Origin of the sequence: Streptomyces sp. NPDC048197, assembly GCF_043202395.1 — a bacterium.
In the GTDB taxonomy this organism is placed as follows: Bacteria; Actinomycetota; Actinomycetes; order Streptomycetales; family Streptomycetaceae; genus Streptomyces; species Streptomyces siderophoricus.
Genome location: NZ_JBIDAJ010000052.1, coordinates 1 through 18,824, shown reverse-complemented (window position 1 = coordinate 18,824; position 18,824 = coordinate 1). Strand labels below are relative to the sequence as shown.

The following is an 18,824-nucleotide window of genomic DNA, read 5'->3' as shown; positions in this document are numbered from 1 at the left end:
GCTAGCTCCCTCGGTATACGGAGTAGCCGAACGGGTTGAGCAGCAGCGGTACGTGGTAGTGCTCGCCCGGCTTGACGGCAAAGGTGATTGCCACCTCCGGGAAGAAAGCTCCGCTGTCCCTTACGCGGGGGGCGTCCTGCTGTTCCTCGGCTTGCTGGCTGGAACTGTGCTGATGGGAAAGGAAGTACGCCTCGGTCTCGAATTCGATGCGTACGTGGGTGGTGCCTTCCGGCAGTGCCGGGAGGTCCTTGCAGCGCCCGTCCGCGTCGGTCTTGGACGCGCCGTGGGCGGTCCAGGCACCGTCGCCGCCGGAGCGCACCGAGAGCGTGAGGGCGACGCCCTCCGCGGGGCGGCCCACGCTGGTGTCCAGGATGTGCGTGGACACCGACGTCTGTGCAGCCGTCTCGCTGCTCATGCTGCGTCTCCTTCCGCGGTTTCCGCGATACGGGTCAGGCGAATGCGGTTGATCTTGCCGAGCTCCACACGAACGATCTCCCGTTCCTGTTCCGGCGAGTTGTCGATCCGGTTACGGAGCGCGTCGCGCATCTGCTCCCCGGTACGACCGGAGGCGCAGATCAGGAAGACGTGCCCGAACTTCTCCTGGTAGGCCAGGTTGAGTTCGAGCATTTCCGCCTTGAGCTCGTCGGAGGCGCCGGCCATCCCGCTCTGCTCGCGGTTCGAGGTCGGGTCGCCCGGCTTCGGCCGGCCGATGGGCGGGTGCCCGGCCATCGCCTCGGCCAGGTCCTGTGCCGTCAGCTCCGCCATGGCGGCGTCGCTGGCGGCGAACAGGGCGTCGGTGGTGGCGTAGGGGCGCTGGGCGAGGACCTTGCTCCCCCATGCCCGGCTGGCGCACACCTCGTGCAGTACGGAGCGGGCCGTACCGTCGTCGGAGGTGTTGAACCGGGCGAGCGCCGCCGGGGTGGTACTCGAAGACACGGGAAGCCTCCGTGGCCTGGTGCTGGACAGCTCTGCTTGGCTGGAAACAGCTAAGACCCCCGGCAACATCACGTCAACACTTTGTTGAAAACTCGGCGACACAAAAGCCGCCGTCCGGGGTTGCGGGACGACGGCTTCGGCGGCCTGGGCGGGGTGGCTGCCCGCTTCGCCTCAGTCGGCGTCCTTCGCGGCGTTCTCCCTGTTCAGGTAGTTGTAGACGGTGAAACGGCTGACGCCAAGGGCCCCCGCCACGGTCTCGACGCCGTGCCGGACCGAGAAGGCGCCCCGGGTTTCCAGTATCCGGACCACCGACTGTTTGGTCTTGCGGTCCAGCTCGGACAGCGGCATGCCGTGCCGGCGCTGGAGTTCGGCGAGGATGTGGTCGAGCGAATCCGACAGGTGCGGGAGCCGGACGGCCACCCGGTCCTCCCCCTCCCAGGCCAGCACGACATCGTCGCCCCGGGCCTGGTCCGGCGCGACCATCTGTCCACCCATCGCGTCCACCAGCGGCTTGACCGCCTGGACGAACGGGTGGTCGGCAGGCTCGGTCACGACGCGCCCCCTTCGTCCTGCCGGGCGTCCCCGATCACATTGACCTGCAGGGAGACCCGGGTGGCCCCGGCCCGCAGGGATTCCCGCAGCAGCGCGGTCACCGCACCGAGCACCTGGTCCGCGTCACCCTCGGCCGTGTTGCCGAACGGACCGACGTCCACGGCGTCCAGCTCGGCGCCCGTGACGATCTCGCGGGCCACCACCGCATGCGCCGGCGCCTCGTCCAGATCGAACGGCTCCGTCGTGAACTCAACTCTCAATCGCACGTCGCTCAACCTACGCGTGGCGGGCCCGACTCACCAGAAATTGCTCGGGAGCCCCCTTGACAGCCTCCGAGCACGGCGGGCAATGTTCCAGTACGCAGAAAAACAGTTCCACTATCCGGAAGGAGCGCCGGCCCTCATGGGTTTCACGGACACGCGCTTCAACGTCAATCTGTCGATCCTGTTCACCGAGCTTCCGTTGCTGGAGCGGCCGGCGGCCGCGCGGGCGGCGGGTTTCACGGCGGTGGAGCTGTGGTGGCCGTGGGTGGACGCCCCGGTTCCGGACGAGGCGGAGCTGGCCGCGCTGCGGGACGCGCTGAGCGAGGCCGGTACGCAACTGGTGGGGCTGAACTTCTACGCCGGCCAGCTGCCCGGCCCCGATCGTGGTGCGCTGTCGGTTCCGGGGGAGGAGTCGGAGAAGTTCCGGGCGAATGTGCCGGTGGCGATCGAGTTCGCCCGCTCGCTGGGCTGCACGACCTTCAATGCCCTGTACGGCAACCGCGTCGAGGGCGTGGCGGCGGCCGAGCAGGATGCGCTGGCGCTTGCGAATCTGGTGTTCGCGGCGCGGGCGGTCGGTGAGGTGGGTGGGACGCTGCTGATCGAGGCGCTCAATGCGCCCGAGTCGCCGAAGTGCCCGATCGTCTCGGCGCCCAAGGCCATCGAGATCGTCGACGCGGTCAACGCCGCGACCGGGTTGGACAATGCCCGGTTCCTGATGGACCTGTACCACCTGTCGATGAACGGTGAGGACCTCGAAGAGGTCATCGACCGCTACGCGGCCAAGACCGCGCATGTGCAGATCGCCGACAACCCCGGCCGCGGCGCCCCCGGCACCGGCGAACTGGACTTCCCCGACCTGCTCGACCGGCTGAGGAAGGCCGGCTACGACGGCTGGATCGGCCTGGAGTACAAGCCCGGCGACGGCCCCAGCGCCGGCGCCTTCGAATGGCTCCCGGCCCCGCTGCGCGCGGCCACCACCTCCTGACCGCGCCGCTTCTGAGTGCGGCCCTCCCCTCGTCTGACGTTTTCGTTTTGTGAAAGGCACCCCTGTGAGCAACCTCCCCAAGATCGCGTGGATCGGTCTGGGCATCATGGGCTCGCCCATGGCCGAGAACCTGATCAAGGCCGGCTACACCGTCACCGGCTACACCCTGGAGGCCGACAAGCTCGACCGGCTGGCCAAGGCCGGCGGCAGTGCGGCCGGCTCGATCGCCGAGGCCGTCGCCGACGCGGACGTGGTCATCACCATGGTCCCGGCCTCCCCCCAGGTCGAAGCCATCGCCTACGGACCCGACGGCATCCTGGAAAACGCCCAGCGCGGCGCACTGCTGATCGACATGTCCTCGATCACCCCGCAGACCTCCATCGACCTGGCCCACGCCGCCGGCGAGAAGGGCATCCGGGTCCTGGACGCCCCCGTCTCCGGCGGGGAGGCCGGCGCCATCGAAGCCGTCCTGTCCATCATGGTCGGCGGCGAACAGGCCGACTTCGACGCCGCCCGCCCGATCCTCGAAGCCCTGGGCAAGACCATCGTGCGGTGCGGACCGCACGGCTCCGGCCAGACCGTCAAGGCCGCCAACCAGCTCATCGTCGCCGTCAACATCCAAGCCTGCGCCGAAGCCGTGGTCTTCCTGGAGAAGTCCGGCGTCGACCTCGGTGCCGCCCTGGACGTCCTGGGCGGCGGACTGGCCGGCTCCACCGTTCTGGCCCGCAAGAAGGACAACTTCAAAACCCGCGACTTCGCCCCCGGCTTCCGCATCGACCTGCACCACAAGGACATGGGCATCGTCACCGACGCCGCCCGCACCGTCGGCGCCGCCCTGCCCGTCGGCTCCGTCGTCGCCCAACTCGTCGCCTCCCTGCGCGCCCAGGGCGACGGCGGCCTGGACCACTCCGCCCTCCTCCGCGGCGTCGAACGCCTCTCCGGATACCCGACCGGGGCCTGACGTCCATGCCGGCGCAGCGGATCCCGGCCGCACGGGCGGCCGTGCAGATCCTGCGGGACGAGGGCATCGACCTCGTCTTCGGCTGCCCCGGTGGCCCGTTGCTCCCGCTGTACGCGGCGATGGCGGAGGCCGGCGGTATCGCCCACCTGCCGGTGCGCCATGCCGAGGCCGCCGTGCACATGGCCGACGGCTGGGCCCGGACGAGCGGCCGGCCCGGGGTCGTCGCGGTGGCCGCGGGGCCGGGAGCGGCCCGGCTGGTCGCCGGTCTGTGCGCGGCGGCCGAGGACGCGGTCCCGCTGGTGTGCCTCACCGGCCGGCCGACCGCCGCCGGGCCGCCGCGCCGGGCGGCCCACCGTCCGCCGGACCTGGTCCGGCTGGCCGCTCCGGTCACCAAGCGGGCCGAGCGGATCGAGGATCCCGCGCGCATCCCGGGGGCTTTCCGTGAGGCCTTCCGGATCGCACGGGAGGGCCGTCCCGGCCCGGTGCTGATCGACGTCCCGGCCGATCTGGCCGTGGCGGAGATCGCATCCGACGCGGGGCGGGCCACCGGTGGCGGCCGGTGGTCCGTCCCGCCGACCAGGGCGGCGGCGCCCGCGGGCCTGACGGCGGACCGTGGTGGGCATGCCGACCCCGGTACCGTCCGCGGGGCGCCGCCCTGGTTCCTGACGGAGCTCGCCGCGATCTTCGGGACCGGCCAGGACCCGGCCACCGCGTCGGACACGTACCTGGTCAGCGGCCCTCCGGAAGCACCGTCCGCGGTCGGTCCGGGCGGCTCCCGGTTGCGGTACCTCTACGGCCGCAGCGGGCCGCCCGGCTGGGAGGTCCCGGCCGCGATCGGGGTCCGCAAGGCCCTGGACGGCCGGGGCGAGCGGGACGCCGAGGTCGTCGTGGTCCTCGACGGCGACGGGTTCCCGTCCCTGGCCGGGGAACTGGCTGCCGCGGCACGCTTCGGCGTCCCGATGGTGCTGCTCCTGCACACCCCGGACCGGGCCGGCGAGGACTTCGCGGACCCCGTGAAGCTCGCCGAGGCGTACGGCTGCACGGGCCGGGACCTCGTCGATCCGGCGGAGCTGCGCACGGCGGTCGAGTGGGCCCGCAAGGAGGCCGTCTCCACCCGGCGGCCGGTCCTGGTCGACGTCCGGACCGGTCCCGCGGTACGCCTTCCCGCCGGCCCGGCCGCCGAGCCGGTGCACGCGTACACCCACGGGCCCTAGGCACCCGCCGAGGGCCCGGCCCCCGAACTTCCGGGCGGTGGCTGCGCTGACACCTGTCCTGTCGCGCCCAGGCGCGGCCGCCGCCCGGAATACCCACCCAGGTTTGTTTCAACAAACTGTTGACGTTTGGTCGGAGCTCTTCTTACGCTCCGACATGCGGAAGTCAACTTCCGCGCTCTCGTACGGAAGGTCACCATGTCGAAGCCCACGCCGACGGCGCGCGTTCTCACTACGGAGGCTGGCGCCCCCGTCGCCGACAACCAGAACTCCTCAACCGCCGGCGTCGGCGGCCCGATCATCCTCCAGGACCAGCACCTGCTGGAGAAGCTCGCCCGCTTCAACCGCGAGCGCATCCCGGAGCGCGTGGTGCACGCCCGCGGATCCGGCGCGTACGGCTACTTCGAGGTGACCGACGACGTCACGGCCTTCACCCGGGCCGACTTCCTGAACACCGTGGGCAAGCGGACCGAGACGTTCCTCCGCTTCTCGACCGTCGCCGACAGTCTCGGTGGCCCGGACGCGGCCCGCGACCCGCGCGGCTTCGCCCTGAAGTTCTACACCGAGGAGGGTAACTACGACCTCGTCGGCAACAACACCCCGGTGTTCTTCATCAAGGACCCGATCAAGTTCCCGGACTTCATCCACTCGCAGAAGCGCGACCCCTTCACGGGCAAGCAGGAGCCGGACAACGTCTGGGACTTCTGGGCGCACGCCCCCGAGGCCACCCACCAGATCACCTGGCTCATGGGCGACCGCGGCATCCCGGCCTCCTACCGCCACATGAACGGCTACGGCTCGCACACCTACCAGTGGACGAACGCCGACGGCGAGGCCTTCTTCGTCAAGTACCACTTCAAGACCAACCAGGGCATCCGCTGCCTGAGCAGCGAGCAGGGCGCCGAGCTGGCCGGCAAGGACCCCAACAGCCACCAGACCGACCTGCTGCAGTCCATCGAGCGGGGCGTGTACCCCTCCTGGACGCTCTACGTGCAGATCATGCCGGCGGCCGAGGCGGCCGACTACCGCTTCAACCCGTTCGACCTGACGAAGGTGTGGCCGCACGCGGACTACCCGCTGCAGCGGGTCGGCCGGCTGGTCCTGGACCGCAACCCCGACAACGTCTTCGCCGAGGTCGAGCAGGCCGCCTTCTCGCCGAACAACTTCGTGCCCGGCATCGGCCCGTCCCCGGACAAGATGCTCCAGGGCCGGCTGTTCGCCTACGCCGACGCGCACCGCTACCGCCTGGGCGTCAACCACACCCAGCTGCCGGTGAACGCCCCCAAGGCGGCGAAGGCCAACAACTACGGCCGGGACGGCTTCATGGCGACCAACGCCTACGACCGGCACGCCAAGAACTACGAGCCGAACTCCTACGGCGGCCCGGTGCAGACGAACGAGGCGCTCTCCGCCCCGCTCGCCGTCGCCGGCCACACCGGCACCCACGAGGCGCCGCTGCACACCAAGGACGACCACTTCTTCCAGGCCGGTGAGCTCTACCGCCTGATGTCCGAGGACGAGAAGAAGCGCTTGGTGGACAACATCGCCGGCGGTCTCTCCCAGGTCAGCCGGGACGACGTGATCGAGAAGAACCTCGCCCACTTCCACGCCGCCGACCAGGACTACGGCAAGCGCGTCGAGGCCAGGGTCCGCGAACTGCGCGAGGACTGACGGGAGGTCAGCTTCCTTGCGCACTCCGTACCGGCCGGCCCGTTGAGGGGTGGTCGGCCGGTACGGAGAGGTAGCGCGAGCTCCGCGGTCACCGGGAGTCCAGTGCGGTGGCAGTGCTCGCCCGACAGGAAGGGCGAGCCACCTCCCCACACCGCGGAGCCCGCCTGCTCCCTCTTCCTTGACCCCTCCCCCAGACTCCGTCCGGCGGTGCGATGTCCCGTCGCGCCCAACTCTCGCACTGTCGGACGGGAACCACCGCACAGGGCCCGGCATCCGTACGGTCACGGATCCCGGGCCTTGTGTCATGCCGGGACCTCGGGCCGGTGCCGGGCCCGCTGGCCCGCTCGGGGCTCGCTGCTGACGCGCCACCACCGACCGGCTCCGTTGTGCACTCCGCCGTGCGCCGCCGTGCGCGCCGGGTGCGCCGCGTGCGCCGTGGTTTCCTCCGCGGAATCTCCCCGCCCCGCGCCCTCTCGCCGTAATTCCCCCCCACGGCACCCTTGTTTACGGAGACTATGGGACAGCAGCAGAACCCAACTGCCTGCCGCCCTACCGCCAGGAGCCGACCATGGCCGACAGCGTGCCGGTGCGGTGCCCCACGTGCCGCCGCGAGAACGCTTTCACCCCGCCCACCTTCCCGTGCGCATGCGGTGCCCCGCTGACCATGCCCGTGCTGCGCGGCGGGGTGCCGGTCGAGATACTCCACCGCACCTGGCAGGCGTCCTGGGTGGAGGTGCGCTGCGACGTGTGCGGCCGGCACGACGAATGGCCGGCGCCGGAGTCCGGCTGCGTGTGCGGCACGGTGGTCCGGGTCCCGGTCGTCCCCGCGCCCACCCCGCCCCCGCCGAACTTCCCCTCGCCCGCGCGGCCGGCCCCCGAGGCACCACCCGTCGCCGAGCCCCGGCGCGCGGTCCTCCGGCCGGCCTTCCGCCCGGTGACGATCCGTACCGCCCGTGACTGCGTCACCGCCGCCCAGCAGTATCTGAAGTGGCTGGGCTACGCCGACGTCGCCCGGGCCCAGGAACGCACCGCCACCGGTGTGGACCTGCGGGGCACCGGCGTGGTGGCCCAGGTCGACCCGACCACCCGCGCCACCCAGCTCCGCGAGATCGAGTGCGTCTGGCTGAACGGCCTCAACGACTCCGCCATCGCGGTCTTCTTCTCACTCGCCGGCTACGCCAGGGACGCCCGGACCCGCGCCGACGAACTGCACATCCCACTGTTCGTCATGGACCTCACAGGCACCCCCCAGCCGGTCAACGACCCGGCCGACGAACTGATCAGGTACGGCGCGGCCCGCCCGTGAGGCCACCGTCCGCGACGCCGCAGGCCACGACACCCTCGCCCCGCGGGCCGCGGAAACCCGTTCGCCCGGCCCGGCGGAACCGGCGACACTGGCGGAGTGATCATCTCTGTCCCGTCGCCCGCCGAACTCCCCCTGCTGCGCGACCTGGAACGTGCCGCCGGCGAGCCGTTCCGTCACCTGGGCATGGTCCCGGTCGCGGACGATGAACCGCCCCCGCTGGCTGACCTGACGCGGTTTCAGCGGGCCGGCCGGGCCCTGGCCGCGTACGAGGGGGCCGGGCGGGACGGCCGGCCGGTCGGCTATCTCCTCTGGGAGCCGGTCGACGGCTGTACCCACATCGAGCAGGTGTCGGTGCACCCGGACCACGCCCGCCGGGGCATCGGGCGGGCCCTCATCGACCGGGCGGCGCGCGACGGCGGCCCGGTGCCGCTGACCCTGACCACCTTCGCCGAGGTACCGTGGAACGCGCCGTACTACGCCCGCCTCGGCTTCCGGGTGCTCACCGACGCCGAACTGACCCCCGGGATCAGGGCGGTACGGGCGCAGGAAGCGGCGCTGGGCCTGGACCGCTGGCCGCGGGTGTGCATGCGCCGCGAGCCGGGCGTGCGGCCGATCGGCCCGGGCGCACAGCTGATGAGCCGTCAGGTGCCGGAGCGGTCATGAACATCGTCCGCCCATAATGAGGACATGATCGACGCGAGTGCGCTCCGGGACTACTGCCTGGCCTTCAACGGTGCGACCGAGGACTTCCCCTTCCCGCGCCATCAGGACGTCTGCACCTTCAAGGTCGGCGGCAAGATCTTCGCGCTGACGACGCTCACGGACACGCCGCTCAGCGTGAGCCTCAAGTGCGACCCGGAGCTGGCCGAGCGGCTGCGGGCGGCCCACCCGGAAGTGGTGCCCGGCTACCACCTCAACAAGCGGCACTGGAACACCGTTTCGCTGGCCGGGGCGCTGCCCGACCAACTCGTCCGCGACCTGATCGAGGACTCCTACGACCTGGTGGTCGCCTCGCTGCCGCGGGCCCAGCGCCTGCTGCTCGACTGGCCGGGCGAGTCGCGGCGCCGCTGACCGCCCGTGGGCGGGCGTGCCGTACTCGACCCCGACGGCGCGCTCTTCGGTCAGGTGGTGTAGTCCGCGTTGACCCGGACGTAGCCGGCGGACAGGTCGCAGCCGTAGACGGTCGCTTCGGCGGTTCCGAGGCCGAGGGTGAGGGTGATCGCGACCTCGGGCTGCCGCATGGCGTCGGTGAGCGCGTCCAGGGTCTCCGGTGTGGGTTCCTCGGGATACACCTCGATGCCGCCGAACGCGACCGTGACGCGGTCCGGGGTGATGTCGCGGTCTTCGGTGTTCTTGCCGATGGCCATCACCACCCGGCCCCAGTTGGGATCGGCTCCGTGGACGGCCGTCTTGACCAGGGGCGAGTTCACCACGCTCTTGGCGATGCGCCGGGCCTGGGCCTCGTCCCGCGCCCGGCCGGCCGTGACGCGCAGGAGCTTGGTCGCGCCCTCCCCGTCGCTCGCGAGCTGCCGGGTGAGGTCCAGGCAGAGGTCGGTGAGCGCCGCGGTGAACTCCGCCGGGTCGACCGGCCCGGCCGCGCCGTTGGCGAGGACCGCGACGGTGTCGGAGGTGGAGGTGTCGGTGTCGACGCTCAGGCAGTGGAAGGTCCGGTCGACGGCGGTGCGCAGCGCCGTGTCCAGGTCGTCCGGCGGCAGTTCGGCGTCGGTGAAGAGGTAGGCCAGCATCGTGGCCATGTTCGGCTCCAGCATGCCGACGCCCTTGGCGACACCGACGATCCGTGCGGCGCCGACCGTACGGACGGCGGTCTTCGGGCGGGTGTCGGTGGTCATCATGGCGCGGGCCACGTCCAGCGGCCCGGCTCCGAAGGCTCCGGGTCCGAATCCTGCCGCGCCGTCGAAGTGGGCGCGGATCGTGTCCATCGGCAGCGGGCGCCCGATGACTCCGGTGGAGCCGATGAGCACCTGGCGGTCGTCGATGCCCAGCAGGGCGGCGACCCGGCCGACGACTTCGGCGGCGTTGGCCTCGCCCTGGCGCCCGGTGGCGACGTTCGCGTTCTGCGCCAGTGTGGTGACGGCACGCAGGTCCCGCCCGGCGGCGTGCGTGCGGCTGAGCACGACGGCGGGGCCGGCGAAGAGGCTGCGGGTGAACATGGCGGCGCTGACCGCCGGGCGGTCCGAGGCGACGACCGAGATGTCATCGCCCTGGTCGCGCAGCCCGCCGTGGCCGGTGTAGGCACGGAATCCGGTCGGCCAGGAGAGGGAGCCGGCCTCAACGCCGGACCCTGTTGCATTCGTATGCGTCATGATGCATATCTTTACATCGAGGGGTGGAGCCGTCCAGCGATTTACGGAGCACTGGACGACCCCACCGGGGGCCCGACACCTCACCACTGAGTACCGGTCAGGGCGCCGCCTTCCCCACCTTCGCCACCCCCTCCGCCAGCCGTTCGCGCAGCTCGACCTTGCGGACCTTGCCGCTGACGGTCATCGGGAAGGCGTCGAGGATCTCCAGGTAGCGCGGCACCTTGTAGTGGGCGAGGCGGGAGCGGCAGTAGCGGGCCAACTCGTCGCGGGTGAGCGGGTCCTGGGGGTCGCGGAGGATGACGCAGGCGGCGATCTCCTCGCCGTATTTGTCGTCGGGGACGCCGACCACCTGGACATCGGCGATCTTGGGGTGGGTGTAGAGGAACTCCTCGATCTCCCGCGGGTAGACGTTCTCCCCGCCCCTGATGATCATGTCCTTGATGCGGCCGACGATCCGGACGTAGCCGTCGTCGTTCATCACCGCGAGGTCGCCGGTGTGCATCCAGCGGGCCGGGTCGATGACCTCGGCGGTGCGCTCGGGCTCCTGCCAGTAGCCGAGCATCACGCTGTAGCCGCGGGTGCACAGCTCGCCCGGGGTGCCGCGCGGCACGGTCACCCCGCTCGTCGGGTCGACGACCTTGACCTCGATGTGCGGCAGCACCCGCCCCACCGTCGCGGTGCGGTGCTCCAGGTCGTCGTCGCGGCGGGTCTGGGTGGAGACCGGTGAGGTCTCGGTCATGCCGTAGCAGATGGCGACCTCGGCCATGTGCATCTCGGAGACCACCCGCTTCATGACCTCCTCGGGGCAGGGCGAGCCCGCCATGATGCCGGTCCGGAGGGAGGTCAGGTCGTAGTCGGCGAAGTCCGGGTGGTTGAGCTCGGCGATGAACATGGTGGGCACGCCGTAGAGCGAGGTGCAGCGCTCGTCCTGGACGGCCTGCAGGGTGGCGCCGGCGTCGAAGGCGGGGGCCGGGATGACGATGCAGCCGCCGTGCGAGGTGATGCCGAGGTTGCCCATGACCATGCCGAAGCAGTGGTAGAAGGGCACCGGCAGACAGACCCGGTCCGCTTCGGTGTAGCCGAGCGTCTCGGCCACCCAGTAGCCGTTGTTGAGGATGTTGTGGTGCGAGAGGGTGGCGCCCTTGGGGAAGCCGGTGGTGCCCGAGGTGTACTGGATGTTGACCGGGTCGTCCGCGGTCAGGGCCTTCTCGCACTCGGCGAGCCGGGTGTGCGGGACCCCGGCGCCGGCGGCCAGCAGTCCGCCCCAGGTGGGGTCGCCGATGTAGACCACATCGCGCAGCGCCGGGCTCTCGGCGCGGACCTGCTCGATCATCCGGCGGTAGTCGCTCGTCCGGTGCCGGGGCACGGAGACCAGGACGGTGATGCCGGCCTGTTGGAGGACGTACGCCAACTCGTGCACCCGGTAGGCCGGGTTGACGTTGACGAGGATGGCGCCGATCTTGGCGGTGGCGTACTGGACGAGCACCCATTCGGCGCAGTTGGGCGCCCAGATGCCGACCCGGTCGCCCTTGGCCACCCCCTTGGCGAGCAGGCCGAGCGCCACCTCGTCGACGGCCCGGCCGAGTTCGGCATAGGTCCAGCGGCGGCCGCCGGCCCTCTCGACCAGCGCCTCACGGTCACCGCACCGGGCGATGGTGCGGGCCAGGTCGGCGCCGATGGTGTGCCCGAGCAGCGGCCGCTCGGCGGCCCCGCTGGCGTACGACAGCTCCTGGTGCGACGGGCTCATCGGTGGTTCTCCTCCCAGTACGCGGCACCACCGCCGCCCGGCGCGGTGCGCGCGGGCCGTTCACTGCGGCCGAGGGTGCCGGGGACGGTCTTCGGCAGGACGGCGACCTCAGGACGCCGGATGTGCGGGTAAGGGGCCGGGACTTCGTAGGTGGTGCGCTCGGTGATCGCCTTCATCGTCTCCGAGCATCTCGGCCGGGGGACGGTGCGTCCCCGTGACTCAAGGGGCAGAAGCATCGCTTCCCCCTCCGGCGGCGCGTCCCGCGGCGCCTCCACTGCGTTCATCAGCTGCTCCCAGAAGCCCGGCATCGGCCATCGCTGCCACACACCCGCAAGGTTGCCCGTCGGAAGGGACGAGCCGCTCCAAGGACACCCGGTGCGCGCCGTGTACAGGATGGCGTCCGGCGTGCCCGGACGGGACCACAACCACCCATCCGTTCGCCTCATGAAGAAAAGTTCGAGACCGTCCGGGCTGTCGCAGCGGACGGCCTCGGCGTCCCGCTGCGGGCGGGGGCGCCGAGGCCGGGAGAGGGGCGGTTCAGCGGTGGGTGGTGAAGCGCCGCTCGAAGGCGGCGAAGGCGGTTTCCTGCCGCCACTGGACGGCCGCCCTGGGACTGGACGCGAGCAGCTGCCGGCAGGCGGCGCCGGGCGATCCGGTGCCGGGGAGCCCGCCGCGGCAGGCGTCGACGGGCCGGTAGCCGTCCCGCGTCGGGTTGCCCCGCCACAGGCTGCGGCCGGGCAGGAAGGCGTACTGCAGTGAGGCCCGGGCCAGGTCCTTCAGGTCGCCGTAGCCGAGGTGGTACGTCGTGGACGCGTACCGGTACTCGTGGGAGATGTCGATACGGGAGATGCCGGGGTCATCGGTGGCCAGCACGATCGGCACCCCGTACGCGCGGTAGGCCGGGAAGAGGTGCTCGGCGCCCTTGACGCCGAGGATCTGGGCGTTGCTGGTGAAGGGGACCTCGACGGCCACCTGGCGGGCGGCCATGGTCCTCGCCAGTTCCTGCCAGTTGTCCTCGTGGACGAGGTCGACGCCGTGGCCGATGCGTTCGGCGTGGGCGAGGGTGACGGCCTGGTTGATGTGGAACTTCAGGTCTTCCGGTTTGACCAGGCCCGGCCACAGCTCGCCGGCGTGCAGGGTGAGGTGGGCCCGCGGATACTTCCGGCGCAGGAAGTCGAGCATCCGCATCTGGCTGGTGTAGTTGCGCAGCGAGCTGTCCCAGTCCTCGGGCGCCACCAGGTTGACCGCGGTGAACCGCGGGTCCCGCTCGGCCAGCCGCATGCCGAGCTCCATCTGCGTGAACACCCGCTCGGGACTGCTGCCCCGGGACACCTGGGCGTTCCAGCGCACGGTCAGGCGGCAGCCGGGCGCGGGACGGGAGGTGCCGCAGTGCGAGGTGGTACGGAACTCGGCGTCCGCGTCGTCGGCCTCCTTGCGGGCGGTGGCCACCAGGCGGTCCAGCTTGCCGTCGGCAAGCAGCGCCTGGTGCATACGGCCGGGGTCGTCCTGCCAACCGACCTGATCGGCAAGGTGCTTGGCCTCCTCGGACGCGGGGGTGACCAGCGTTTCCAGGTAGAACTGGTTCTGCGCGACGACGACGTCGGCGACCCTGGCCAGCAGCTTGCCGCGGTGGCGCCACGTCACCTCCCCGAACTTCCCGAAGGCGTCGAAGAAGTGGTCGTGCCCCGACCGGCCCGGCGGGAAGTCCTGCATGGACCAGGCACGCACCAGCGCGTCGTGGAACGCCCGGTCGGTCCGGGCGTCCGCAGCGGACCGCTTCCCCGGACCGCACGGCGGCACGACGGCGGTCATCGTCTTCTCGTCGATGCACAGTCCGTCCGCGGCGGCGAGTTCGATCAGGTACTCGGTGGGGACGGCGCCGGACAGGTGGTTGTGCAGATCACCGCCCTTGGGCAGGGCCCGGAAGAAATCGCGGAGCCTGCTCGGCTCCTGGCGGATGGACTCCAGATAGGCGGCGGTCCGCACTTCGGCCGCGGTGCGCGGACGTACGGAAGGCGCTGACCGCGGACGGGAGTTGGTCGGCTGGGCGGCGGCGGGCAGGGCGGACAGGAGCGACAGCAGGCTGAGGGTGGCCAGACCGGCCCGAAGAGCCCGGCTACGGTCCATGGCACGAGGGCGATCACCATTCACGATCGCCATCGTGAAGGCTCGACGCGGCCGCGCGAAGCCCCTTTTCGGCAAGTTGACCCGGACGGGAACCGCGCGCGTGGCGCCTGAGGCGCACGTGGCCGCGGAACGACCTCAGGGGCGGCCGGCGAGGGGCAGTCGAGCGCTCAGCCGGCGTTGCCGAGCAGAACCACCGGCTCTGCCCGGTAGCGGCCCGGGGCGGTGCCGTATTCCCGCTTGAAGGCCTTGGCGAAAGCGAACTCCGAGGCATAGCCGGTGCGTTGGGCAATGACGCGGAGCGGCTGGTCCCCTTCGCGCAGCAGACGGCCGGCCAGGGTCAGCCGCCACCACGTCAGATAGCCGAGCGGCGGCTCGCCGACGAGAGCGGTGAAGCGTTTCGCGAAGGCCGCCCGGGACAGACCCGCCACCGCGCCCAGTTCCTCCACCGTCCAGGGGTGGGCCGGATCGTGGTGGATCACGCTCAGGGCCCGTCCGACCGCCGGGTCGCGCAAGGCCGCCGCCCAGCCGTTCGTGGCCGCGGCGTGTTCCTCGTACCAGGCCCGCAGGATGTACAGCAGGGCGGTGTCGAGCAGGTTGCAGACGGCGGCCTCCGCCCCGGGCCGCGGGTGGGCCGTCTCGGTGCGGAGCAGGTCCAGTACCGCGCCCAGCGGCCGGCCGTGGGTGGGCAGCCGGACCAGGCCTGGCAGACAGGTCAGCAGCGGGTGGGGGCGGGACCGGTTCAGGCGGTAGGCGCCGCAGAGCGTCAGCGTGCGGGGTGTTCCGTCGTCGGGCGTGTCCGGACCGGGCGGCCACGAGCCGTCCGGGTTCTGACGGACCTCGACCAGCGGCGTCCCCGGGTCGTCGGCCAGGCCGTGCCCGACTCCATGGACGAACGCGAGGTCACCGGCGGTGAGCCGGAGAGGCGGGCTGCCGTCCTCGGGCAGCATCCAGCAGGAGCCCTCCAGTACGGCATGGAAACCGACGCCGGTCGTGGCCGGGAAGCGCAGGCCCCACGAGCCGTGCCGCTGCTTGCGGGAGGCGTGCGGCCGCCCGGTGCGCATCGCGGTGATCGCGTCGCTGAGTACGTCCATGCCGGTGAGCGTACCGAGGAGACGCCTGCACATGATCGCAAGACGTTGTGGCATGGGCCGGCGAACCTGCTCTTCCTACGGTGGATCCACGCCTCCACGACGGAGGCGAAATCCCCTGCTTCCCAGGTGATTCACGCATGTCGCAGGACAGAAAAATGACAGGAACGGATTCACGGTGATGATGGCCCAACGCGTGGTGTTCGACGAGCTCGGCGGCCCGGAAGTACTGCGGATCGAGGACGTGGAACTCGGTGCGCCCGGTCCCGGCGAGGTGCTGCTCCGCGTGGACGCACTCGGCCTCAATCGGGCGGAGGCGCTGTTCCGTTCTGGCGGCTACTACTACCAGGCCGCCCTCCCGGGGTCCCGGATCGGCTACGAGGCGGCCGGGGAGGTGCTGGCGGTCGGCGCAGGCGTGACCGGCTTCTCGGTGGGCGACCCGGTGCTGACCGCGGGCGCGGGTGACATGAGCACCCACGGCGTGTACGGCGACCACCTGCGCATCCCGGCCGACAGCCTGCTCCGTCGCCCCGGCGGCACGGACGCGGCGACGGGGGCCGCCCTCTGGCTGTCGTACAGCACTGCTTACGGCGCGCTGGTGGAGAAGGGCGGACTGCGGCCGGGCGACACCGTACTGATCACCGCAGCCTCCAGCAGCGTGGGGGTGGCGGCGATCCAGATAGCCCGCCACCTCGGCGCGATCCCGGTGGCCGTCACCCGCAGCGCGGCGAAGCGGGAGCGTCTGGCGCAGCTCGGCGCGGCGCATGTGATCGCGCTCGACGAGGGCGGGTTGCTCGACCAGGTCGCCGAGGTCACCGGCGGGCGCGGGGCCGAGATCGTCTTCGACCCGGTGTCCGGCCCCGGACTGGCGGAGGTCGCCCGGGCGGTCGCACCGGGCGGGCTGCTGATCGTCTACGGCTGGCTCGACCCGAGGCCGACGCCCCTGCCGCTCAACTGGACGCTGCGCATCCTCGGTTACGGCAACCTCCAGGTCACCGGGGATCCGGAGACGCGGCGCCGGATCTGGCACTTCCTGGACGCCGGCCTACGGGCGGGCACCCTGGATCCGGTCATCGACCGCACCTTCGGCTTCGAGGAGATCGTCGAGGCGCACCGCCATCTGGAGTCCAACAGCCAGATCGGCAAGATCGTGGTGACGGTGCGCCACTAGCGGCCCCGAGGCCGCGGACCGGGGAATGGAGGGGGCGACAGGTGATGTTCCACTGATCATGACAAGCGACCTGCGCACGATCACCAACCCGGCCACTCTCCACGACCCGACGCCGTTCGGCTACAGTCACGCCGCCTCGGCGCCCGGCGAAGTCGTCTTCATCGCCGGCCAGTACGCCTCCGACGCCACCGGATCGCCGGTGCCCGGTGACTTCGCCGCCCAGGTGGAACTCGCCTTCGACCGGCTCCAGTTGGCGCTCGAAGGCGTCGGGCTCGGCTTCGACCACGTCGTCCGGCTCGGGTCGTACGTCGTGGACCACGACACCGACAAACTGGAGGTCCTCGGCAAGGCGCTGCACGCGCGCTTCGGTGAGCGGCTGCCGGCCCAGACGCTCAGCGGTGTCGCGGCTCTCGCCCTGCCCGGCATGCTGTTCGAGGTCGACGCGATCGCCGTACGGCCGACCCCGCCGGCCGCCACCTGACGGCCCGGCGCGGCGGCGGGGCACGGTGCCGCCGTACGGCCGCACCCCGCCCCGCCCCGGGCGCCCTCGGACACGCGAGGAGCAACGTACGCTCCCTCAGTTCACCCCTCGCTCTCAGTTCTCGCTCTCAGTTCACCTCTCGCTCGATCCCCGACCAATACGGCTGCCGGAGCTTGAACTTCTGGATCTTGCCGGTGGCCGTACGCGGAATGGACTCGCGGAACTCCACGGAGGTCGGGGCCTTGTAGCCGGCCAGGTGCTGCTTGCAGTGGGCGATGATCTCGGACTCGTCGGCCGTCGCGCCCTCGGCCAGCACCACCAGGGCCTTGATCGTCTCGCCCCACTTCTCGTGCGGCACCCCGATGACCGCGACCTCGGCAACCGCCGGGTGGCTGAAAATCGTGTCCTCCACCTCGATGGACGACACGTTCTCCCCACCGGTGATGATCACGTCCTTCTTCCGGTCGGAGATGGTGAGGTGGCCGTCGCCCGGGTCGAGGGCGCCGCCGTCGCCGGTGTGGAACCAGCCGTCCTCCAGGGCCTCCGCCGTCTCCTCCGGCTTGTCCCAGTACCCGTCGAGCACCGTGTTGGAGCGGGCCAGGACCTCACCGGACGCCGAGACCTTCAGCTTCACCCCCAGCGCGGGCAGCCCCGCACGGGACAGCTTGCGCGCCCGTTCCTCGGCGGGGAGGGCGGCATCGGCCGGCCGGGTGCGGTTGAAGGTGAGCATCGGTGAGGTCTCGGTCAGGCCGTAGAGCTGGGTGAACTCCCAGCCCAGTTCCTCCTCCACGCGCTGGATGGTCCTGGTCGGCGGCGGGGCCCCCGCGCAGACGATCCGCACGCGGTCGCGGCCCGGGATCCCGCCCTCCCAGGTCGCCGCCGCGTCGAGCACCATGTTCCAGACGGCCGGGGCACCGCACATCAGGGTGACCCCGTGCTCGTCGACACGCCGCAGGATCTCGGCGCCGTCGACCTTGCGCAACACCACCTGCTTGACGCCCAGACCCGCCATCACGTACGGCATGCCCCAGCCGTTGCAGTGGAACATCGGCAGGGTGTGCAGGTACACGTCGCCTTCCCACACACGGGTGTGCAGCCCGAAAGTCATACCGTTGACCCAGATGTTGCGGTGGGTCAGCTGCACGCCCTTGGGGCGGGCGGTGGTACCCGAGGTGTAGTTGATCGTCGCGGTGGCGTCCTCGTCCGGCTGCGACCACGGGCGCGGCTCGACCCCGAACCGCATCAGCCCGGTCTCGGTCTCCTCGCCGAGAACGAAGCGGTGGCGGGCCTTCACCTCGGCCAGCGCGGCGTCGAGTTCCGGGTCGACGAGCAGGACCGACGCCCCGCTCTGCGCCACCACGTAATCGACCTCTTCCGGCTTGAGGCGGAAGTTCACCGGGACGCAGATGCGGCCGCTCATCGGCACCGCGAACAACAACTCCAGCAGGCGCGCGGAGTTGTGGCTCACCACGGCCACCCGCTCGCCCTCACCGACCCCGAGGGCGTCCAGTCCCGCCTGCCAGGCACGGACCCGTTCGGCGAACCGCCCGTAACTCGCCACGGCCACCGGCGGCGCAGGCTGCCGCGGCTCGTCGACCACGCCGGGACTGTCCCGGAACCCCAGCTCGGCACGGTCGAGGAAGTCCGCGATCGTCATCGGTGTCCGCATGTGCGCTCTCCTGTGTTCGGGTGGACCAGGTACCGGCAGGTGAGAGGGTCCCACGTACTTGGCTTTCCCGCCGTTGCGCTTTGCGGCGCCGCGTACGTACCCGTCTCTCCCGCCGCGGTGGTTGCTCGCCGTTGCGCTTTGCGGCGCCGCGTACGTAGCTGGCTGTCCCGCCGCGGGGCTTGGTCGCCGTTGCGCTTTGCGGCGCCCCGTACGTAGCTGTCTGCGGCGCCGCGGGTCGTCTCGCCGTTGCGCCTGCGGCGGGCTGGGTTTGTGGTGGGTGCGGTGACGGGCCTGCGGGGCCGGTGTTTGGGACTGCTGACGCTTTACGTCCC

The 18,824-nt window shown here is 71.3% G+C and carries 19 protein-coding genes; 9 read left to right on the top strand and 10 right to left on the bottom strand.

Annotation, left to right across the window (positions count from 1 at the left end; all coding sequences use genetic code 11):
* Window position 1: 1 nt before the first annotated feature.
* The 4 genes from uraH to ACGF4C_RS36765 all read right to left on the bottom strand — a co-directional run bounded on the left by uraH (window position 2) and on the right by ACGF4C_RS36765 (window position 1,754).
* Window positions 2-415, bottom strand: coding sequence for a hydroxyisourate hydrolase (gene uraH, locus ACGF4C_RS36780; protein WP_393572582.1), 414 nt, complete (start codon window positions 413-415; stop codon window positions 2-4).
* Complete coding sequence (gene uraD / locus ACGF4C_RS36775) at window positions 412-936, bottom strand: 2-oxo-4-hydroxy-4-carboxy-5-ureidoimidazoline decarboxylase (RefSeq protein ID WP_393572580.1); 525 nt, start codon at window positions 934-936, stop codon at window positions 412-414. The genes uraH and uraD overlap by 4 nt, the downstream gene beginning before the upstream one ends.
* A gap of 171 nt (window positions 937-1,107) precedes the next feature.
* Window positions 1,108-1,488, bottom strand: coding sequence for a helix-turn-helix domain-containing protein (locus tag ACGF4C_RS36770; protein ID WP_030415158.1), 381 nt, complete (start codon window positions 1,486-1,488; stop codon window positions 1,108-1,110).
* On the bottom strand, window positions 1,485-1,754 hold the full coding sequence (locus ACGF4C_RS36765) for a hypothetical protein (protein ID WP_030415159.1): 270 nt from the start codon (window positions 1,752-1,754) through the stop codon (window positions 1,485-1,487). The genes ACGF4C_RS36770 and ACGF4C_RS36765 overlap by 4 nt, the downstream gene beginning before the upstream one ends.
* Window positions 1,755-1,890: 136 nt before the next feature.
* Here ACGF4C_RS36765 and ACGF4C_RS36760 point away from each other — a divergent pair, with 136 nt between their 5' ends.
* The 7 genes from ACGF4C_RS36760 (at window position 1,891) to ACGF4C_RS36730 (ending at window position 8,956) form a co-directional block, all read left to right on the top strand.
* On the top strand, window positions 1,891-2,736 hold the full coding sequence (locus tag ACGF4C_RS36760) for a TIM barrel protein (protein WP_393572577.1): 846 nt from the start codon (window positions 1,891-1,893) through the stop codon (window positions 2,734-2,736).
* A 64-nt stretch (window positions 2,737-2,800) separates the two neighbouring features.
* A complete protein-coding gene (locus tag ACGF4C_RS36755; RefSeq protein ID WP_393572575.1) occupies window positions 2,801-3,697 on the top strand; it encodes a 2-hydroxy-3-oxopropionate reductase in 897 nt (298 codons plus the stop codon).
* A 5-nt stretch (window positions 3,698-3,702) separates the two neighbouring features.
* Complete coding sequence (locus tag ACGF4C_RS36750; RefSeq protein WP_393572573.1) at window positions 3,703-4,911, top strand: thiamine pyrophosphate-binding protein; 1,209 nt, start codon at window positions 3,703-3,705, stop codon at window positions 4,909-4,911.
* Window positions 4,912-5,106: 195 nt separating this feature from the next.
* The gene (locus tag ACGF4C_RS36745) at window positions 5,107-6,579 is read left to right on the top strand and encodes a catalase (protein WP_393572571.1); all 1,473 of its coding nucleotides are present in this window, start codon (window positions 5,107-5,109) and stop codon (window positions 6,577-6,579) included.
* A 568-nt stretch (window positions 6,580-7,147) separates the two neighbouring features.
* Complete coding sequence (locus tag ACGF4C_RS36740) at window positions 7,148-7,885, top strand: hypothetical protein (RefSeq protein WP_393572569.1); 738 nt, start codon at window positions 7,148-7,150, stop codon at window positions 7,883-7,885.
* 96 nt (window positions 7,886-7,981) lie between these two features.
* Window positions 7,982-8,548 carry a GNAT family N-acetyltransferase gene (locus tag ACGF4C_RS36735; protein ID WP_393572567.1) on the top strand — a complete coding sequence of 189 codons (567 nt, stop codon included), beginning with the start codon at window positions 7,982-7,984 and terminating at the stop codon, window positions 8,546-8,548.
* A gap of 24 nt (window positions 8,549-8,572) precedes the next feature.
* On the top strand, window positions 8,573-8,956 hold the full coding sequence (locus tag ACGF4C_RS36730; protein WP_393572565.1) for an MmcQ/YjbR family DNA-binding protein: 384 nt from the start codon (window positions 8,573-8,575) through the stop codon (window positions 8,954-8,956).
* A 50-nt stretch (window positions 8,957-9,006) separates the two neighbouring features.
* Here the strand turns inward: ACGF4C_RS36730 and argJ are convergent, their stop codons facing one another.
* The 5 genes from argJ to ACGF4C_RS36705 all read right to left on the bottom strand — a co-directional run bounded on the left by argJ (window position 9,007) and on the right by ACGF4C_RS36705 (window position 15,174).
* The gene (gene argJ, locus ACGF4C_RS36725) at window positions 9,007-10,209 is read right to left on the bottom strand and encodes a bifunctional glutamate N-acetyltransferase/amino-acid acetyltransferase ArgJ (RefSeq protein ID WP_393572563.1); all 1,203 of its coding nucleotides are present in this window, start codon (window positions 10,207-10,209) and stop codon (window positions 9,007-9,009) included.
* 97 nt (window positions 10,210-10,306) lie between these two features.
* Complete coding sequence (locus tag ACGF4C_RS36720; RefSeq protein ID WP_393572561.1) at window positions 10,307-11,956, bottom strand: AMP-binding protein; 1,650 nt, start codon at window positions 11,954-11,956, stop codon at window positions 10,307-10,309.
* Window positions 11,953-12,132: a hypothetical protein gene (locus ACGF4C_RS36715; protein WP_393572559.1), complete on the bottom strand. Its 180-nt coding sequence runs from the start codon at window positions 12,130-12,132 to the stop codon at window positions 11,953-11,955. Before ACGF4C_RS36715 ends, ACGF4C_RS36720 begins: the two co-directional genes overlap by 4 nt.
* Window positions 12,133-12,493: 361 nt before the next feature.
* On the bottom strand, window positions 12,494-14,083 hold the full coding sequence (locus ACGF4C_RS36710; protein ID WP_393572557.1) for an adenosine deaminase: 1,590 nt from the start codon (window positions 14,081-14,083) through the stop codon (window positions 12,494-12,496).
* A 167-nt stretch (window positions 14,084-14,250) separates the two neighbouring features.
* Entirely contained in the window at window positions 14,251-15,174 is a 924-nt protein-coding gene (locus tag ACGF4C_RS36705; protein ID WP_393572555.1) for an AraC family transcriptional regulator, read from the bottom strand.
* 178 nt (window positions 15,175-15,352) lie between these two features.
* Here ACGF4C_RS36705 and ACGF4C_RS36700 point away from each other — a divergent pair, with 178 nt between their 5' ends.
* Window positions 15,353-16,342 carry a zinc-dependent alcohol dehydrogenase family protein gene (locus ACGF4C_RS36700; RefSeq protein WP_393572553.1) on the top strand — a complete coding sequence of 330 codons (990 nt, stop codon included), beginning with the start codon at window positions 15,353-15,355 and terminating at the stop codon, window positions 16,340-16,342.
* A 58-nt stretch (window positions 16,343-16,400) separates the two neighbouring features.
* Entirely contained in the window at window positions 16,401-16,823 is a 423-nt protein-coding gene (locus ACGF4C_RS36695) for a RidA family protein (RefSeq protein WP_393572551.1), read from the top strand.
* Between the two features lie 127 nt (window positions 16,824-16,950).
* Here ACGF4C_RS36695 and ACGF4C_RS36690 read toward each other — a convergent pair whose 3' ends face one another.
* Entirely contained in the window at window positions 16,951-18,492 is a 1,542-nt protein-coding gene (locus ACGF4C_RS36690; RefSeq protein WP_393572549.1) for an AMP-binding protein, read from the bottom strand.
* Between the last annotated feature and the right edge of the window lie 332 nt (window positions 18,493-18,824).

Excerpts from the sequence above, each read along its gene's own strand:
- ACGF4C_RS36705 (WP_393572555.1), bottom strand. The coding sequence starts at position 15,174 with ATGGACGTACTCAGCGACGCGATCACCGCGATGCGCACCGGGCGGCCG.
- ACGF4C_RS36715 (WP_393572559.1), bottom strand. The coding sequence starts at position 12,132 with ATGAAGGCGATCACCGAGCGCACCACCTACGAAGTCCCGGCCCCTTAC.
- ACGF4C_RS36710 (WP_393572557.1), bottom strand. The coding sequence starts at position 14,083 with ATGGACCGTAGCCGGGCTCTTCGGGCCGGTCTGGCCACCCTCAGCCTG.
- ACGF4C_RS36750 (WP_393572573.1), top strand. The coding sequence starts at position 3,703 with ATGCCGGCGCAGCGGATCCCGGCCGCACGGGCGGCCGTGCAGATCCTG.
- ACGF4C_RS36695 (WP_393572551.1), top strand. The coding sequence starts at position 16,401 with ATGACAAGCGACCTGCGCACGATCACCAACCCGGCCACTCTCCACGAC.
- ACGF4C_RS36700 (WP_393572553.1), top strand. The coding sequence starts at position 15,353 with ATGATGGCCCAACGCGTGGTGTTCGACGAGCTCGGCGGCCCGGAAGTA.
- ACGF4C_RS36720 (WP_393572561.1), bottom strand. The coding sequence starts at position 11,956 with ATGAGCCCGTCGCACCAGGAGCTGTCGTACGCCAGCGGGGCCGCCGAG.
- ACGF4C_RS36730 (WP_393572565.1), top strand. The coding sequence starts at position 8,573 with ATGATCGACGCGAGTGCGCTCCGGGACTACTGCCTGGCCTTCAACGGT.
- ACGF4C_RS36690 (WP_393572549.1), bottom strand. The coding sequence starts at position 18,492 with ATGCGGACACCGATGACGATCGCGGACTTCCTCGACCGTGCCGAGCTG.
- ACGF4C_RS36760 (WP_393572577.1), top strand. The coding sequence starts at position 1,891 with ATGGGTTTCACGGACACGCGCTTCAACGTCAATCTGTCGATCCTGTTC.
- uraH (WP_393572582.1), bottom strand. The coding sequence starts at position 415 with ATGAGCAGCGAGACGGCTGCACAGACGTCGGTGTCCACGCACATCCTG.
- ACGF4C_RS36745 (WP_393572571.1), top strand. The coding sequence starts at position 5,107 with ATGTCGAAGCCCACGCCGACGGCGCGCGTTCTCACTACGGAGGCTGGC.
- ACGF4C_RS36740 (WP_393572569.1), top strand. The coding sequence starts at position 7,148 with ATGGCCGACAGCGTGCCGGTGCGGTGCCCCACGTGCCGCCGCGAGAAC.
- argJ (WP_393572563.1), bottom strand. The coding sequence starts at position 10,209 with ATGACGCATACGAATGCAACAGGGTCCGGCGTTGAGGCCGGCTCCCTC.